Source organism: Sorangium sp. So ce128 (assembly GCF_051525245.1).
Lineage (GTDB): Bacteria > Myxococcota_A > Polyangia > Polyangiales > Polyangiaceae > Sorangium > Sorangium cellulosum_B.
The window spans coordinates 12,345,968-12,362,781 of sequence record NZ_CP150313.1 but is presented as its reverse complement, the minus strand read 5'-3'; the positions used below and the strand labels follow the sequence as shown (position 1 = coordinate 12,362,781).

Below are 16,814 nucleotides of genomic sequence, written 5' to 3'. Positions count from 1 at the left end.
GGCGCCGTCACGCGGTCACCCGTCGCTTCCCCGCCGGGGCCGCCCCCTTGCCGCCCGCTCTCCCGGCCCGTAGGGTGACGGCGCCGTGCCCCTCACCCAGCTCCGCCGAAGCGCCGGCGCCGCCCCCCGCGACCTGACCGCCTTCCTGCCGACGACCCGGGAGGAGATGCGCGCGCGGGGCTGGGACGCGCTCGACATCCTGCTCGTCAACGGCGACGCCTACGTCGACCACCCCGCGTTCGGCGCCGCGATCATCGGCCGCTTCCTCGAGGGGCGCGGCTTCCGGGTCGGCATCGTCTCCCAGCCCCGCTACCAGGACACGAGCGACCTCCTGCGGATGGGCGTACCCCGGCTCATGGTCGGGGTCACCGCCGGCAACCTGGACTCGATGCTGAACAAGCTCACCGCGCAGAAGAAGGTCCGCAGCGAGGACCAGTACTCGCCGGGCGGGCAGGTGGGCCTCCGCCCCAACCGGGCGTCGATCGTCTACGCGAACCTCTGCCGCCAGGCGTTCCCCGGCGTCCCCATCGTCCTCGGCGGCATCGAGGCGTCGCTCCGGCGCATCGCGCACTACGACTACTGGTCCGACCAGGTCCGCCGCTCGGTCCTGCTCGACGCCAAGGCCGACATGCTCATCTTCGGCATGGGCGAGAAGGCCGTCTGGGAGGTCGCCGATCGCCTCCGGCGCGGCGAGCCCGTCCGGTCGATCCGCGACGTCAGGGGCACCGCCGTCCCCCTGCGCAAGGGCGAGTGGGAGCACATCGAGGGCTCGCGCTACGTCGCCGACGGCAAGGCGGTGATCCTCCCGAGCTACGAGGAGGTGGCCGCGGACAGGGGCGCCTTCGCGGAGATGTCGCGCGCGTTCCAGTTCGAGACGAACCCCGGCAACGCCCGCCCGCTGCTCCAGGCGCACGGCGCCGAGGCGGTGTACTTCAACCCGCCCGCGTTCCCGCTGGAGACGGGCCAGATGGACGCGCTCTACGACCTGCCGTTCACGCGGGTGCCGCACTGGTCGTACGACGCGCCGATCCCCGCGTACGAGACGGTGAAGCACTCGGTCGTCACGATGCGCGGCTGCTTCGGCGGCTGCACGTTCTGCTCGATCACCGAGCACGAGGGGCGGGTCATCCAGTCGCGCTCGGCGGACAGCATCCTGCGCGAGGTGCGGGCGCTGCGGCGCATGGACGGCTTCCGCGGCGTGCTCAGCGACCTCGGCGGGCCGACCGCGAACATGTACCAGATGCGGTGCAAGGACGAGGCGATCGAGAACGCCTGCCGGCGGCTCTCGTGCGTCTTCCCGGAGGTCTGCGAGAACCTGAACACCGACCACGGCCCGCTGCTCAAGCTGATGAAGGCGGTGCGCGAGGAGCAGGGGATCAAGAAGGTCTTCATCGCCTCCGGCGTGCGCTACGACCTCGCGGAGCGGTCGCCCGAGTTCATCGAGGAGCTCGCCGCGCACCACACGGGGGGCCAGCTCTCGGTCGCCCCGGAGCACAACAAGAAGGACGTGCTCGACAAGATGAAGAAGCCGGGCATCGAGAGCTACGAGCGCTTCGCCGAGCAGTTCCGGTGCGCGAGCGAGGAGGCCGGCAAGAACCAGTTCCTCGTGCCCTACTTCATCTCGGGGCACCCCGGCTCGACGCTGCGGGACATGGTCGACCTCGCGATCTACCTGAAGAAGAGCGGGATGAGGCCGCGCCAGGTGCAGGATTTCATCCCGACGCCGATGTCGATGGCGGCCTGCATGTACCACACGGGGATCGACCCGCTCACGCGGGAGCCGGTGTACACGGCCAAGGACCTGCGCGAGAAGAAGCTCCAGAAGGCGCTGCTCCTCTACTGGGACCCGGCGCACCACGACGAGGCGCGGGAGGCCTTGATCAAGGCGGGCCGCGGGGATCTCATCGGCACGAAGCCGCACTGCCTCGTGCCGCCGGCGGCCGGGAAGGGGGCGCCGCCGCGCTACCTCGCCAAGGTCCGCGGGGAGCGCCGGGGGAAGCCAGCCGATGCGACACACCGCCGAAATCGATAGGGATCGGGCGTTCACCGCGAAGCTCGGCGACCGCGGCCTGTTCCCGCACCTCGCGCCGCTCGTCTACGTGAACCACGCGGGGATCTCGCCGCCGTCGCGGCCGGTGCGCCTCGCGATGATGGCGCTGCTCGACGACTACGCCGCGCAGGGGGCGGCCGCGTTCCCGGCGTGGTACGCGCAGCGGCTCCGCCTGCGGGAGAAGCTCGGCCGGCTCATCGGCGCCGCGGCGGCTGACGACATCGCGCTGGTCCAGAGCACGACGCGCGGGCTCACGGACATCGCGCTGTGCCTCCCCTGGCGGCCGCGCGACCGGGTGATCCTCTTCGAGGGGGAGTTCCCGGCCAACGTGACCCCGTGGCAGCGCGCGGCCGCGATCTTCGGCCTGGAGGTCGTCTTCCTGCCGCTCGGCGGCTTCGCGGACGGCAGCGGCTCGGGCCTCGCCCAGCTGGAGGGCGAGCTCAAGCGCGGGGCGCGGCTCGTCGCGGTGAGCGCTGTGCAGTTCCAGACCGGGCTCAGGATGCCGCTCGCGGCGATCGGCGCGCTCTGCCGCGCGCACGGCGCCGAGCTCTGCGTGGACGCCGTGCAGGCGGTCGGCGCGACGCCGGTGGACGTGGAGGAGGCCGGGGTCGATTACCTCGCGTGCGGCGGCCACAAGTGGCTGATGGGGCTGGAGGGCACGGGCTTCCTCTACATCCGCCGCGAGCGCCTGCCGTCGCTGCGCCCCGCGGTGGCGGGCTGGCTGAGCCACGAGGACGCCGTGAGCTTCCTGCTCCAGGGCCCGGGCAAGCTCCGGTACGACCGGCCGATCCGGCAGCGCGCCGACTTCGTCGAGGGCGGCAACCTCAATGCTGCGGGCTTCGCCGGGCTCGAGGCGGCGGTGGACCTGATCCTGCAGATCGGGGTCGAGCGGATCCACGAGCATGCGAACCGGTTCCTCGACCCGCTCGAGGAGGCGCTCCGGGAGCGCGGATGGGAGAGCCTGCGGCCGGGAGATCCGGCGCTGCGGGGTTGCTCGCTCGGGGTGAGGCCGCCGGGCGGCGCCCCGGTGGTCGAGCTGTACCGCGAGCTCACCCGCCTCGGGATCGCCTGCGCGATCCCGGACGGCGTGCTGCGCTTCTCGCCGCACTGGCCCAACGCGCTCGACGAGTGGGAGCAGGTGCTGCTGTCGGTCGACGAGGCGCTCGGGCGGATAACGACGGCGTGAGTCGGCGCCGCGCGTGGTGCGTCGGGCGATGCCGCCGCGATGAGACCTGAGAAAGCCGTGCGCGGAGACGCTGCAGCGCATGGCTCTCTCAGGTTTCATCGCGATGAGCGCGGGCAGGACCTCCTCGACGCGCTCTCCTGTGCTGACTGGCCGTGACGGCAGAATGCGCCTTTCAGGTGCTGTGGCCGGGTCAGCGATGGTGAGGGAGATCCTCACGCGGCTGAGCCTCCCACTGGAAGCTCCGGAATACCGAGCCCGTGAACCTACGGAAGGGCTTGAAATCAGCTTGCTGGCGGGCCGGGGATGTTCACGCTAGCCTGAAGCATGAACATGACGCGGCACAAGCACCTCAAGCTGGACCAGTCCAAGATTGATCGAGCCAAAAAGCTCCTCGGCGCGAAGACGGAGCAGGAGACGATCGAGCGGGCGCTCGATCTCGTCCTCGGCGAGGAACCGATCCTGAAGGTCCACCGGCGCGTCAAGGCGGTCGGCGGCTTCGAAGACGCTCTTCGATGATCCTCCGCAAGGTCCTCCTCGATACGAACCTGTACATCGGCTGGCTGAACCGGGGGATCCACGAGGACCTGATGATAGGGCCGGGACTCGTCCGGTATCTCTCCGCCGTCGTGCAGATGGAGCTCCGCGCCGGCGCCACGACCCTCCCGGCGCGGCGGGCCGTCGATCATCTCTGCCGCGCGTACAGGGGCGCCGGACGGATCGTCGCCCCAGACGCCGAGGTCTTCGACCATGCCGGACGAACGTTGCGGCGGCTCCGCGAGGCGGGGCGTGAGGTGCGCCGAGCCTCGCTGGTCAATGACGTGTTGATCGCGCTCTCGGCACGTTCTCTCGGCGCCACCGTCCTGACAGCCGACGAGGACTACGATGCGATTCGGGCCGTCCTCGACTTCAAGCTGGAGCGGATCGTCACCTGAGCGCGCCTCGGCGGCGCTGCCCGCTGAGACCCTCACCCACACCGTCACGCCCGGGGATGTCGTTATCCGTTCTGTCGACATGTCGCATTCAGTGCTGCGGCTGTCTGACATCCACGCATTGCAGGGCCCCCCTTCACACCACGGCCTATCGAGGTGGCGCCTTCCCTCAACGCCATCGATGTTCGCCCTCCTTGACACGCGCGAAACCGAAGCGGACGATGAGAACGGCAAATAAGGACGGGACCGTCCTTCACGTGACCTAACCATCCGCGTGCGCTCGTGCGCTGAGGGGCTCCGCAAGGCGCTCGACAGCAGCGAGCCGCTGTGGACCGCCTTCCAATCCAAGTTCGGGTCATTGGCTCCGGCGCCGCACACGCCGCCGGTCCGTCAGGGTCTACCACCGACAGGGAGAGCCACATGCCGCGTCATAGAACATCCATTCATGCACTCTTGTTTTGCATCACCGCCGTCACGTCGTGCAGCGCGGAGGTTGATCCAGCGAGCACGGACAGCGCCGAGGAAACTCGGCCTCACGGGCAGCAGGGGCCCGACGCCGCGTCCCTGGAGCGCCGCGCGGCGTTCATCGCGACAGTTCAGAGACAGGCGTCTTCTGCGTACAATGTAAGCCTCAACACGGCGGGCGCGCGCGCCGGGGTGAGCGCTCTGAATCCGGCGCACGGCCTCGTCTCCGAGTTCACGTCGGCCGGCGTCGCCGTGACCCGCGAGAGCTCGGTGAGCGCGGGTCGAATCACGATGAAGCTCGCGCGTTATGGCTGCGAGGGGGAGCTCGTCCCCCTGGACGTCGCGGCCGAACCGCGCGGATCAAACAACCGCGTCGAGCTCAGGCACCTAGCCCGGTCCGCGGGCCTGAGCGTCACGGAGTGGTACCTGAACGGCCCCCTCGGGCTGGAGCAGGGCTTCTCCCTGGATTCGCCGCCTCCATGCCGTCGCGACGGCGAAGGCAAGGTGGAGCTCGAGATCGCGCTCGGGGGGGATCTCTCGCCGCGGCTCTCGGAGGACGGCCAGTCGATGGAGCTGCTGGACGCGTCCGGCGCGGCCGTGCTGCGGTATGCCGATCTCGTCGTCCAGGACGCGCGCGGGAGCGTACTTCCGGCAGAGCTCAAGCTGAGCGAAGCGAACGTGTCGATCGTGGTGGACGACACCGGCGCGGCCTATCCGCTCGAGGTCGACCCGCTCATCGCCACGGAGCAACAAGTGCTCTATGCCAGCGATGCCTCGAGCGACGACTATTTCGGGTGGTCGGTGGCCGCCTCGGGGGACACCGCGGTGGTCGGCGCCATGGGCGCTGAAGCAGCGTACGTGTTCGTGCGCGACGGCGCGTCGTGGTCCCAGGCGGCCGTGCTCACCCCCAGCGATGGTCTGCCTGGCGATTTCTTCGGCGTTTCCGTGGCCATCGATGGGGACACGATCGTCGTCGGAAACAGCACGTCGGCTCGCGCCGTCGAGCGCCGCGCCGCGTACGTGTTCGTGCGCAGCGGCGACGCGTGGCATGAGCAGCAAAAGCTCGTCGCGAAGGACAGCCCAGGCGGCGACAGCCGGTTCGGATACACCGCCGCGATATCGGGCGACACGATCATGGTCGGGGCGCCCAACAATCATGGTCCGGGCGGCGCGTACATCTTCGTCCGGAGCGGCGCCGCGTGGGTGCAGCAGGCCAAGCTCGCCCCCGGCCGCGACGCACGCAACCAAGGCTACGCCGTCGCCCTGCACGGCGACACCGCGGTCATGGGCAGCGACTGCGACGACGGTTCAAGAGCGCGTTCGTGTCAAGTCTACGTGTTTACCCGCGTCGGCGACACCTGGTCCGAACAGGCCATCCTTTACCCGCCGGTCGGAGCGACACCGCATTACAGGTTCGGCGGCTCGCTCTCGTTGAGCTCGGAGACGCTGGCGGTAGGCACCATCGTCTACAATGAGTATGGCCCTGACAGGCTCGCCGCCGTGGTCTTCGCGCGCGGCGAGGGCGCGTGGAAGCAGCAGGCCATGCTGCACTCCAGCGACGTCGATGCTCCGGGCTGGGGCGGCTGGTATCGCAACGCCAGCGTCGCCGTGTCCGGGGACAGGCTGGTCCTCGGCGGAAGCGACGACGGTGAACAGGGACCGAGCATCTTCGCTAGGATCGGCGACGTGTGGACGCCGCAGGGCGCGGCCGAGAGCTCCACATGGAACAGGTGGGATGTTCGCGTGGCGCTCTCGGGAGATACGCTGATCGCCGGCACCTGGACCGACGACGCTCGCGGCTACAGCGCCGGCGCTGCTCATGTCATCCAGCTGCGAGAGGGTCCGCCGCCTCACCTCGTGGGCGCCCGCGCCTTCGTCGATCGTGCCGCCGACATGCCATTTGTGCTCGACAACCCCGACACCAACAGATTCGGGACGCCGAGCAGCATCAACTGGGCGAGCTTCACCGGGACCACGCAGGGCGCGTCGCTGTTCACCCTGTCCCTCTTGCACGAGGATCCCACGCTGACGACCTCGATCCTCCGCGGCTGGTGGGGATCCACGAGCCCCACGTCCGCGAGCCTGTACGGCCACGTGGTCGCCGGGAACCACTTCAAGCGGATCTCGAAGATCGGCGACATTCTGCCTGGCGATCTGCTGGTCATCAACTACACGGACGGCGGCTCGGGACACACGGCGATCGTCGATGCGTACCCGACCACCATCGCGCTGGCCATCGAGCCCGTCGTCTCCGGCACGACCCAGTATTCGCTCCGGGTCATCGACTCGACAAGCACCGCCCACGGGTGCGCCACGGACCCGAGCACGGGAGACACGCGATGGGTGCCGGCCGATCCCACCAAGCCGTGCCGCGGCGGGAGCACGGATGGCGGGGCGGGCAGGGGCACCATGCGTCTTTACGCCGTCTCCCCGGGCCAGGCGAACGCCGGGGACCTCACCGGGTACAGCTGGAGTCTCACGTCGGGCTCCGCGTACTTCCCGCAAACCGGCGCGCGGCCCCACGCGTTCGGGCGGCTCGTCCGCTAACCTCGCTCACCGCCCCCGCTCGTAATCGAGCGCGGCCTTCTCCACGACGTCCCAGTCGCGCGCGGCTCGCTCGGCCTCGGCCACGAGGTCCGCGGTGAACAGCGTGAGCCCCCAGATGCCATTGTCTCTCCGCCGGAACGGGTACCGCGTGCCGCGCGCCGTCTCGACCGTGGCCCGCTCGCCCGTCACCTCCACCTTCCCGATGCCGGACAGGTCGCGCCGGAGGCGCGCGATGAAGCCCTGCTTCGTGGCCATGTCGACCCACACGTCCGCCCCGTCCTCGGCCATCGCGTGCGCGCGGTACTGCTCCAGCAGGCGCGCGCGCTCCGGCTCCGGGTAGCTCGCCTCGATCCGCTCGCTCGCCTTCCGCCGGTAGTCGCGGATGGTGTACGCCGCGTGCTGCGCCCGGTCCTCGAGGTACGAGAAGCACGCGCGCGGATCGCTGACGCCGATGCTGTACGCGATGCGGAGATAGGCGCCCTCGGGCGTCGTGTCCGGCGGAAATCGGTTGAGCCTGATCACGACGAGCACGAGGGCCAGCACGCCGACGGCGGCGGCGCCCCAGGCGATGGCACGGCGACGGGTCATGTCCGGCTCATCTCTCGCTCTCTCGAACCGCCCGGCACGCTAGTCGATGTGCCCGCCGAACTGCAGATAGAGGGACGCCACCTGCCCCCTGTCGAACGCAGGCCCGAGCGGCTCGTCCAGCGCGAGGAGCAGGCCGGCCCGCATGAAGAAGGTCTTCTGGCTATCGTACACGAAATACGGCAGCAGCGAGACCTGCCCCTGATCGTCGTAGACCGACGACGGCACCCACACCGTCTGGAGCGCCACGCCGCCGCCGAAGCCGGAGCGGCTCTGGAGCTCGGGCTCGACCTTGGCCTGGAACACGGCCTCGAGATCGTCCGAGTCGTCGATGAAGCCGCGCCGGACGCCGTCCCCCACCGGGATGAAGAACGTGAGGTCCCCGCCCGCCCGGAGCACGAAGGACCTCCCGAAGCGGTACTCGATGCCGCCCAGGCCGCCGACCGGGAGCGCGTTCGCCGCCCAGAGGTGCAGATCGTAATAGGCCATCGCCGACGCGCTGAAGCCCCTGGCCACGTGCCAGTCGTAGCCGTCGACCGCGCCGAGCGGCAGCCCGGCGCGGCCGCCCGCGTACCACGTGAGCTTGCGGGCAATGTCCGAGTAGTAGAGCGTGAACGTCGGGTTGCCGAGCGCGGCGCGCGACTGGCGGCCCGGGTCCTCGAAGTCGCCCGGGCCGTCGAACGAGAGCGCCAGCGGGAACTTCAGGTTGATGAACAGATCCGGCGACGGCTCGAACTGCACGAACGGGACGGCGGCGAGCGAGGTGCCGAGATCACGGGCGCTCCACAGGTAGAGATCCACGCCTGCGTCCGAGCGGTGCACCGGCGGATGCCAGGCGTGCGCCTCGGAAGGGGCGGCGAGGAGCGGAGCAGCGGCGGAGACCGCCAGGGCGAATGCTTGAAGCCATCGGGGCGTGCTCATCTCGAGAACTGCCCTACCGAGATCCGCGCCGCGCCGTCAACCGCGTCGAGCCCCCCTTCCTGAGAAGCCGGAGCGCCCCTACGATGCGCCCCATGTCCCGCACGAGACCAGAGGCCCCATTCCTCGACGCGCTCCGGCGTTCGATCCTCGTGTTCGACGGCGCGATGGGCTCGCTGCTCTACGAGCGCGGGGTGTTCGTCACCCAGAACTTCGAGCAGCTGAACGTCGCGCGCCCCGATCTCGTGAAGAAGATCCACGCCGAGTACGTCGCGGCGGGCGCGAACGTCATCGAGACGAACACCTTCGGCGCGAACAGGTTCCGGCTCGAGCGGTACGGGCTCGTCAACGAGGTCCGCAACTTCAACCTCGCGGGCGCGCGCCTCGCGCGCGAGATCGCGGGCGGCGACGCGTACGTCGCCGGCTCGATCGGCCCGACGGGGCTCGTGCCCGGCGTCGCCACGCGCGACGACCTCGCCGCCGCGTCCGCCACGTTCGCCGAGCAGGCCGGCGCGCTCGCCGAGGGCGGCGCAGACCTCCTGATCCTTGAAACATTTCGCCATCTTGACGAGATCAAGCTCGCCATCGACGCGGCGCGGTCGGCCGCGCCGGGGCTCCCGGTCCTCGCGTCGATGACGTTCGACACGAGCGGCGTCGCGGCGGACGGCAGCGAGCCGGAGCGCGTCGCGCGGACGCTGCGGGACTGGGGGGTCGAGCTGCTCGGCGTCAACTGCGGCGACGGCCCGCAGCTGTCGCTCGCGATGGCGGAGCGGATGGCGACCGCGGGGCTCCCGCTCTGCGTGCAGCCGAACGCGGGCCTGCCCCGCACGGTCGACGGCCGCCAGCTCTACATGGCGACGCCCGAGTACTTCGACGTCTTCGCCCGCCGCATGATCCAGGCCGGCGCGGCGATGATCGGGGGCTGCTGCGGGACCACGCCGGAGCACGTCCGGTGGATGGCCAAGTCGGCCCGCATGCTCCGGGGCGGCGCCGCGCCCGAGGTCGCCGCGCGCCCGCACATCACGATGGACGCGCCCACGGGGCTCGAGCCCACGCCGCTCGGCGAGCGGAGCCCCCTCGCGGCGAAGATCGCCGCGGGCAAGTTCGTGGTCTCCGTCGAGGTGAACCCGGCGCCGGGCCTGAACCCCGAGAGCGCGCTGAGCGCCGCGAAGATGCTCATCGACAGCGGCGTCGACGTCGTGAACGTCGCCGACGGCCCGCGCGCCACGGCGCGGATGACGAACCTCGCCTTCTGCTCGCTGCTGGTCCAGCGCTACGGCATCGAGCCGATCCTGCACGTCTGCGGCCGCGACCGGAACCTCATCGGCCAGATGGCGCACCTGCTCGGCGCCCACGCGATCGGCATCAAGAACCTCGTCATCATCACGGGCGATCCGCCGAAGGTCGGCGACTACCCGGAGGCGACCGCCGTCTACGACCTCGACTCCATCGGGCTGCTCCACATGGCGAGCACGATGAACCGCGGCCTCGACCCGGCCGGCAAGCCGATCCCGGGCGGCAAGACGTCGTTCCTGCTCGCCACGGGGCTCGAGCCCGGCGCCCAGGACCTCGACAAGGAGATCGCGCGTCTGGAACGGAAGCGCGCGGCGGGCGCCGACATCATCATGACCCAGCCGGTCTTCCACCAGGATCTGCTCGAGAAGGTGCTGCGGCGCATCGATCACCTGGGGATGCCGGTGCTCGTCGGCGTGCTGCCGCTGGTCAGCCACAAGAACGCCGAGTTCCTCCACAACGAGGTGCCCGGCATGCAGATCCCGGAGGAGATCCGCGAGCGCATGCGCAAGGTGCCGGCCGGCCCCGAGGCGCGCAAGGAGGGGGTGAAGATCGCCCGCGAGATGCTCTTTTCGGTGCGCGACCGGGTGCAGGGGGCCTACCTGATGCCGCCCCTCGGCAAGTACGAGCTGGCGCTCGAGGTGCTCGACGGCCTCAAGACGGGCTGATCTGCCCGGCGGCCCGCCCCCGCGCACGAGTTCTTGCTTGCAGCGCCGGGCGCCGCGCGGGGAAACTCCGCGGAGATGTCCATAGAGTACCGGCTCCACTCGCGCTGCGCCTGCGGCTCCGTGCTGTCGTCGTCCGAGTTCGCGGCCGCGTCGCGGCCCTTCACGCTGGCCGGGACGAGGCGCGTCTACGAGCGCTCGCGCCCCTTCACGATCCGGCACATCGCCCTCGATCTCGCCCTCGACGTCGAGGCGCGCTCGATCCGCGGCACGGCGCGGCTCGACGCGGTCCGCGTGGACCCCGGCGCGCGCGAGATCGCGCTCGACGCGATCGGCTTCGACCTCGAGGCGGTCGAGATCAGCGCCGGGGCCGGCCGCGCCGCGAAGCCCAAGCGCGGCGCGGGCAAGGCGGCGAGCGGCGCGTTCCACCCGGCCGAGCACACGTACGACGGCGAGACGATCCGCGTCGCCGTGCCGCTCGACGAGGCCGAGGTGTCGATCCTGGTCCGGTACCGGGCGACGCCGCGCCGGGGGATCTATTTCCTCCAGCCGGACGAGCACGTCCCCGACCGCCCGCGCCAGGTCTGGACGCAGTGTCAGGACGAGGACGCGCGCCACATCTTCCCGTGCATCGACAAGCCCCATATCAAGCAGACGACCGAGCTCCGCGCGCAGGTGCCGCCGGGCTGGTACTGCCTGTCGAACGGCGAGCTCGCGAGCGACGCGAGATCGCAGAAGGAGGGCGTCTATCACTACCGGCTGGACGAGCCTCACCCGAGCTACCTGTTCACGCTCGTGGCGGGCGAGTTCGCCCGCATCGACGACGCGGCGCTCGACGTCCCGCTCGCGTACTTCGTGCCGAAGGGGCGCGAGGAGGACGGCCGCCGCACGTTCGCGCGCACGCCGGACATGATCCACCACTTCAGCGAGAAGCTCGGCGTCAAGTATCCCTTCCGCCGCTACGCGCAGGTGGTGGTGAGCGACTTCATCTTCGGAGGGATGGAGAACACGACCGCCACCACGATGTACGAGCACATCCTGCTCGACGAGCGGGCGGCGCTCGACATCTCGTCGGACGATCTCATCGCCCACGAGCTCGCGCACCAGTGGTTCGGCGATCTGGTGACCTGCCGCGACTGGTCGCACGGCTGGCTCAACGAGGGATTCGCGACGTTCATGGAGCACGTCTATCGGGAGCACCACCTCGGCGCCGACGAGTACGATCACGGCCTGAAGGCCGATCTCGACTCGTACCTTGGCGAGGCGCGCGGGCGTTACCGGCGGCCCATCGTCTGTCAGGACTACGACGCGCCGCTCGACGTCTTCGATCGACACCTCTACGAGAAGGGCGGGCTCGTGCTCCACCTGCTCCGCCGGGAGCTCGGAGACGAGCTCTTCTGGCGCGGGGTGAGCACCTACCTGACGCGCCACGCGCGCGGGGTCGTGGAGACACGGGATCTCGCCCGCGCGCTCGAGGACGTGAGCGGCAAATCGCTGGAGCGCTTCTTCGAGCAGTGGGTCTTCCGCGCCGGGCACCCCGAGCTCGACGTGAAGATCGAGATCGAGGGCGACCAGTGCACCGTGACGGTGAAGCAGGCGCAGGCGGCCGGGCAGCCCAGCCGGGAGCACGCGCTCCAGCCGGACGCCTCGACGCCGCCCGTCTTCGCGTTCGACCTGGTGCTCGATTTCGGCTTCACGGAGGGCAAGGGCTCGATCACGCGGCGCGAGGTGCGGCGCGTGGATCAGGCGGCGCACACCTTCGTCATCCCGCTCCCGCGGCGGCCTCGCTTCGTGGTGGTGGATCCGGACCTCAGGATCCTGGGCGAGGTCCGGGTCGACGCGCCCGGCGATCTCCTGCGGGCGCAGCTCGCCCACGCGCCCACGGCGCGCGGCCGCATGCTCGCCGCGAAGCCGCTCTCTCGGCGGGACGACCCGCCGACGGCGCGGACGCTCGGGCAGTCGCTCGCGGACGCGAGCGAGTTCTGGGGGGTGCGCGCCGCGGCCGCGGCCGCGCTCGGCGCGCTCCAGTCGAGCGCGGCGTTCGCGCTGCTCGAGGGAAGCGCGGGCGTGGAGCACCCGAAGGTGCGCCGGGCGGTCGCGAGCGCGCTCGGCAGCTTCCGGTCGGCCAAGGCGGCGGAGGTCCTCGGCAAGCTCGCCCTGCGCGACGCGAGCTACCTGGTGCAGGCCGAGGCGGCGCGCGCGCTCGGGGCCACGCGGCAGAGCTCGGGGTTCGAGACGCTGGTCGATCTCCTGGATCGCCCCTCGTGGGGCGAGGTCATCCGCTGCGGCGTGATCGACGGGCTGGCCAACCTGCGGGACGAGCGCGCCGTGCCGCACCTGACGGCCCGCACGCGCTACGGCGTCCCGACGCGGGGGCGGCGGGCGGCGATCATGGCGTTGCCGAAGCTCTCCAGCGATCGGCGGACGCGCGAGCTCCTCGAGGAGCTCCTCGATCAGCCGGATCCGTACCTCCGGGTCGACGTCGCGCGGGCGCTGGGCGATCTCGGCGACGGCCGGGCGCGTGGCGCGCTCCAGCGGCAGCTCGACCGCGATCTCGACGGGCGGGTGCGGCGTCGGATCCGCGAGGTGCTCCGCGACCTGGGCGGGGCGGGCAAGCGCGAGCTCGACCGGCTGCGGGACGAGCTCGAGGCGCTGCGCCGCGACAACGCGGAGATCAGGGCGCGGCTTGGCAAGCTCGAGGCGGCGAGCACCAAGGCCAAGAAGGCGGCCGACGCCAAGTGAGCGAGCCTCTTTGCCGCGCCGCCGCGGTCGGCTAGGCAGGCTCCATGTCGGAAGCCACTCCCGTGAAGCTCGACCGGCGCGGCGCGGTCGCGGTGCTCACCATCGATCGGGCGGATCGCCGCAACGCGCTCTCCCGGGACGCGCTGGTCGCCTTCGGCCGCCTCGGGCGCGAGCTCGTGGACGACCCGGAGGTGCGCGCGATCGTGATCACGGGCGCCGGTGACAAGGCGTTCTGCGCGGGCGCCGACCTCAAGGAGCGGCAGGGCATGAGCCCCGACGACGTCCGTCGCCAGGTGGGCCTGTACCGGACGGACCTCGGGGTGCTCGCGCGGAGCCCGAAGCCGGTGATCGCGGCGATCAACGGCGTCGCGTTCGGCGGGGGGCTGGAGCTCGCGCTGATCTGCGATCTCCGGGTGGCGGCGCCGCACGCCGAGCTCGCGCTGCCGGAGACGTCGCTCGGCATCATCCCGGGCGCGGGTGGCACGCAGCGGCTGCCGCGGGTCGTCGGCGAGGCGCGGGCGAAGGAGATGATCCTGCTCGGCAGGAAGCTCACCGCGCCCGAGGCGCTCGCCTGGGGCCTCGTGAACCGGGTGTCGCCCGAGGGGACGCCGGTGGTCGACGACGCGATCGCGTGGATCGAGCCGATCGCGAGCGGCGCGCCCATCGCGCAGGCCGCGGCGCTCGGGGCGATCGACGACGGCTATGACGTGCCGCTCTCGCTCGGGCTCGAGATCGAGCGGGTCCACTACGACGAGACGCTGCGCAGCGAGGATCGACTGGAGGCGCTGCGCGCGTTCGCCGAGAAGCGGAAGCCGGTCTACAAGGGGCGGTGAGGGCAGCGACCGGCGGTGAGGGCGCGCGCTGCTCGCTCTGGGAGCGGCCCCTCGGCGCGCGCTGGCCCGGCGGCGAAGCTCGTGTGACTGCCCTCGTGCTAGCCTTGTCCGCATGGATCCCAAGCCGACCGGCGCCGCGCTCCTGCTCGCCCCGGCCGCCCGGGGCGGCGCGGCGGTGAGGCTCCCGCCCGCGGAGCCGCAGCGGGCGCATTTCCCGGCCGTCGATGAGCACCTCGTGGCGCCCGAGGTGACGCGCGACGAGCTGATCCGTGGGCGCAAGGTCGTCGCGGCGCCTGCGCTCGAGCCGCACGCCGAGCAGCAGGTGCGGCTGGATTTCCTGATCGCGCCGCACCTTCGGCCCGGCTACATCGGAGCGGCCGATCTCATCACCCGCGTCGCCGAGGGCTCGGATTTCGCCACCGACCTCTCCATTCGCAGGGCGGGGACCGATCCGGCGACGGGGCGCCGGTATCTGGAGGAGCTCTCGTTCGAGATCGTCAACGAGCAGTCGATGCGGGACGCGCGCGAGAAGGCCGAAGATCTCGTCGCCCGGGGCGTGCGCCGCGTCTTCGTCATCTTCGTCAAGCGTGACGAGGTCGCCGAGTGGTCGGCGGCTGAGGGGCGGTTCGTGCCGCTCGCGCCTGACGCGACCATCGAGGATCCGTGCTTGATCCGTCCGGTCCCCGTCCGCGCGTTGCTCGACGGCGCGGCGGCCGAGCGCGAGGTCGTTCGCGCGCTGGAGCGCAAGGGCAATCCTGAAATCGAGGCCATCAAGGCCCGCGAGCGAAAGGCAGCGCTCGATGAGGGGCGGCGCGCGGGGCTCGACGAGGGCCAGCGAGCCGTGCTGCTGCGCCAGCTCCGGGCGCGGTTCGGAGAAGTGCCCGAGGCGAGGCGGGAGCAGGTCCTCGCTGCGTCCGGGGAGCGGCTCGCGGTGTGGGCCGAGCGGATCCTCACGGCCGGGACACTGGACGAGCTCTTCGAAGGCTGAAACGCCGCACATCGCAGGCGGCTCCTGCGCCTGAACCCGTGCGCGTGAAGGCGCTCGCCAAGGCGGCGGCCGCATCCGGGATCAGATCGGGCTCGTCGAGGCGCTCTGCTGCATAGCGACGATTGTCGCTTCGCGGCACCTGGCATCTGCAAAAATACAATCTCCAGCAGATGCATCGACATCTCCCTCGTTGAGAAGGGCAATTGAAACATTGAATTCGCCTTGATGTTGGATGGCCCGAAGCTCCTCGGAAAGCGCGCGCACGCCGCAAGTTTCCGAGAGCACGATTGGCTCCACACGCAAAGCGCAACACCTGAAACCTGGCCTCAGGGCCGAGACCACTACAGCCCGTCGGTCGGCTGCCGCAGCACCTCGACCTTGCCCTCCAGCCGCTTTGACACCCACACCTTGTTGTTCCGGTCGACGATCACCGCGCCGCAGTCCTCGATCGACTCGACGAGCGCGAGCCCCTTCTCGGCCCCCAGGATGAACGCCGCATCATCGACGGCGTCCGCGGTCAGCGCGTCCTTTGCCCAGATGGTCACGCTCCGGCTCGCGGTCGCCGGGAATCCGGTCCGCGGATCGATGATGTGGTGATAGCGCCTGCCGTCCTTGATGAAGCTCCGCTCGTAGTCGCCCGCCGTGGAGAAGGCGTGGTCCTCCACCTCGATCATCGCGAAGTAGTCGTTCGCGTCCTTGCCGCGCGGGTCCCGCACCCCTGCCCTCCACGGCGACCCGTCCGGCTTCTTTCCGGCGATGTACAGGTCACCGCCGGCCTGCACGAAGAACGACGTCAGCCCCTCCCCGCGCAGCACCCGCGCCGCGGCGTCGACGGCGTAGCCCTTCGCGATCCCGCCGAGGCTCATCCGCATCCCGGGCTTCCCGAGCATCACCGTGCGCCGCGCGCGATCGATCTTGATCTGCCTGTGATCGATGAGCGCGCGCGCCCGCTCGACGTCTTCCTTGCGCGGCACGTTGTCGTCGATGTCCTCGTCGAACTTCCAGAGCCCGTGCATCGCCTCGAAGGTGACGTCGAAGACCCCCTCGGAGCGCTCGCTGATCCAGAGGCTCTTCTCGATCACGGCAAGAGACTCCGGGCTCACCTCCACCGCGCCCTTCCCGGCCGCCGCGTTGACCCGCGACAGCTCGCTGTCCGGCCGCCAGGTCGTCATGAGCCCCTCGAGCCTGCGGATCTCGGCGATCGCCTTGTCCAGCCGGGCCCTGATCGCCGCCTCATCCATCGCCTCGCTCGTGTAGGCGGCGAGGAGCAGGCTCGTGCCCATCGCCCTCGCCTCGACCGCGACGCGGGTGGGCCCGGCCTGCGGCGGAGCGGCCTGGGCCGGCAGAGGCGCCGCGCTCGAGGCGGCCGGCCCGGCCTCCTGGCGCGCGCGTGGGGGCGCGTCGCAGGCAGCGAGCGCGAGCGCCGCCGCGAGGAAGGGAAAGCAGGGGAAGCAGGGGAAGCAGAGGAGCGGAGAACAGCGCGGTCCGTGCATTCGAGGGTCCTGGGTCCGTGAGAAGTCCCGACAGCGTGACGGCGCGCGGGGTGCCCAATGTGCGAACGCGCGAACGCGCGAACGCACGAACGTGACCACCGGGCGGCGTCGGCGGAGCTC

At 70.8% G+C, this 16,814-nt stretch carries 13 protein-coding genes; 9 read left to right on the top strand and 4 right to left on the bottom strand.

Going from position 1 to position 16,814, the window contains the following annotated elements; all coding sequences use genetic code 11:
• The first annotated feature begins 85 nt into the window (after positions 1 to 85).
• The 5 genes from WME82_RS46835 (at position 86) to WME82_RS46815 (ending at position 7,177) form a co-directional block, all read left to right on the top strand.
• The gene (locus WME82_RS46835) at positions 86 to 2,032 is read left to right on the top strand and encodes a YgiQ family radical SAM protein (RefSeq protein ID WP_438040621.1); all 1,947 of its coding nucleotides are present in this window, start codon (positions 86 to 88) and stop codon (positions 2,030 to 2,032) included.
• Positions 2,007 to 3,236 (top strand): aminotransferase class V-fold PLP-dependent enzyme, encoded by a 1,230-nt coding sequence (locus WME82_RS46830; RefSeq protein ID WP_438040620.1) that lies wholly within the window; start codon positions 2,007 to 2,009, stop codon positions 3,234 to 3,236. The genes WME82_RS46835 and WME82_RS46830 overlap by 26 nt, the downstream gene beginning before the upstream one ends.
• A 330-nt stretch (positions 3,237 to 3,566) precedes the next feature.
• Positions 3,567 to 3,752, top strand: a complete 186-nt coding sequence (locus tag WME82_RS46825) for a hypothetical protein (protein ID WP_433930775.1) — start codon at positions 3,567 to 3,569, stop codon at positions 3,750 to 3,752.
• Positions 3,749 to 4,168, top strand: coding sequence for a type II toxin-antitoxin system VapC family toxin (locus WME82_RS46820; protein WP_437742914.1), 420 nt, complete (start codon positions 3,749 to 3,751; stop codon positions 4,166 to 4,168). Before WME82_RS46825 ends, WME82_RS46820 begins: the two co-directional genes overlap by 4 nt.
• A gap of 654 nt (positions 4,169 to 4,822) precedes the next feature.
• A complete protein-coding gene (locus WME82_RS46815) occupies positions 4,823 to 7,177 on the top strand; it encodes a hypothetical protein (protein WP_438040619.1) in 2,355 nt (784 codons plus the stop codon).
• Between the two features lie 6 nt (positions 7,178 to 7,183).
• On the opposite strand, the gene WME82_RS46810 is transcribed toward WME82_RS46815, so the two are convergent.
• Both WME82_RS46810 and WME82_RS46805 read right to left on the bottom strand, forming a co-directional pair.
• A complete protein-coding gene (locus WME82_RS46810; protein ID WP_437742912.1) occupies positions 7,184 to 7,765 on the bottom strand; it encodes a hypothetical protein in 582 nt (193 codons plus the stop codon).
• A gap of 39 nt (positions 7,766 to 7,804) precedes the next feature.
• Positions 7,805 to 8,683 carry a hypothetical protein gene (locus WME82_RS46805; protein ID WP_438040618.1) on the bottom strand — a complete coding sequence of 293 codons (879 nt, stop codon included), beginning with the start codon at positions 8,681 to 8,683 and terminating at the stop codon, positions 7,805 to 7,807.
• Between the two features lie 92 nt (positions 8,684 to 8,775).
• Here WME82_RS46805 and WME82_RS46800 point away from each other — a divergent pair, with 92 nt between their 5' ends.
• The 4 genes from WME82_RS46800 (at position 8,776) to WME82_RS46785 (ending at position 15,201) form a co-directional block, all read left to right on the top strand.
• Positions 8,776 to 10,641 carry a bifunctional homocysteine S-methyltransferase/methylenetetrahydrofolate reductase gene (locus tag WME82_RS46800; RefSeq protein ID WP_437742910.1) on the top strand — a complete coding sequence of 622 codons (1,866 nt, stop codon included), beginning with the start codon at positions 8,776 to 8,778 and terminating at the stop codon, positions 10,639 to 10,641.
• A 75-nt stretch (positions 10,642 to 10,716) separates the two neighbouring features.
• Positions 10,717 to 13,380: a M1 family aminopeptidase gene (locus WME82_RS46795; protein ID WP_438040617.1), complete on the top strand. Its 2,664-nt coding sequence runs from the start codon at positions 10,717 to 10,719 to the stop codon at positions 13,378 to 13,380.
• A 44-nt stretch (positions 13,381 to 13,424) separates the two neighbouring features.
• Positions 13,425 to 14,213 (top strand): enoyl-CoA hydratase-related protein, encoded by a 789-nt coding sequence (locus tag WME82_RS46790; RefSeq protein ID WP_438040616.1) that lies wholly within the window; start codon positions 13,425 to 13,427, stop codon positions 14,211 to 14,213.
• Between the two features lie 112 nt (positions 14,214 to 14,325).
• The gene (locus WME82_RS46785) at positions 14,326 to 15,201 is read left to right on the top strand and encodes a hypothetical protein (protein ID WP_438040615.1); all 876 of its coding nucleotides are present in this window, start codon (positions 14,326 to 14,328) and stop codon (positions 15,199 to 15,201) included.
• A gap of 81 nt (positions 15,202 to 15,282) precedes the next feature.
• Here the strand turns inward: WME82_RS46785 and WME82_RS46780 are convergent, their stop codons facing one another.
• A complete protein-coding gene (locus WME82_RS46780; RefSeq protein WP_438040614.1) occupies positions 15,283 to 15,486 on the bottom strand; it encodes a hypothetical protein in 204 nt (67 codons plus the stop codon).
• Positions 15,487 to 15,542: 56 nt separating this feature from the next.
• Positions 15,543 to 16,694, bottom strand: a complete 1,152-nt coding sequence (locus WME82_RS46775; RefSeq protein WP_438040613.1) for an FAD:protein FMN transferase — start codon at positions 16,692 to 16,694, stop codon at positions 15,543 to 15,545.
• Between the last annotated feature and the right edge of the window lie 120 nt (positions 16,695 to 16,814).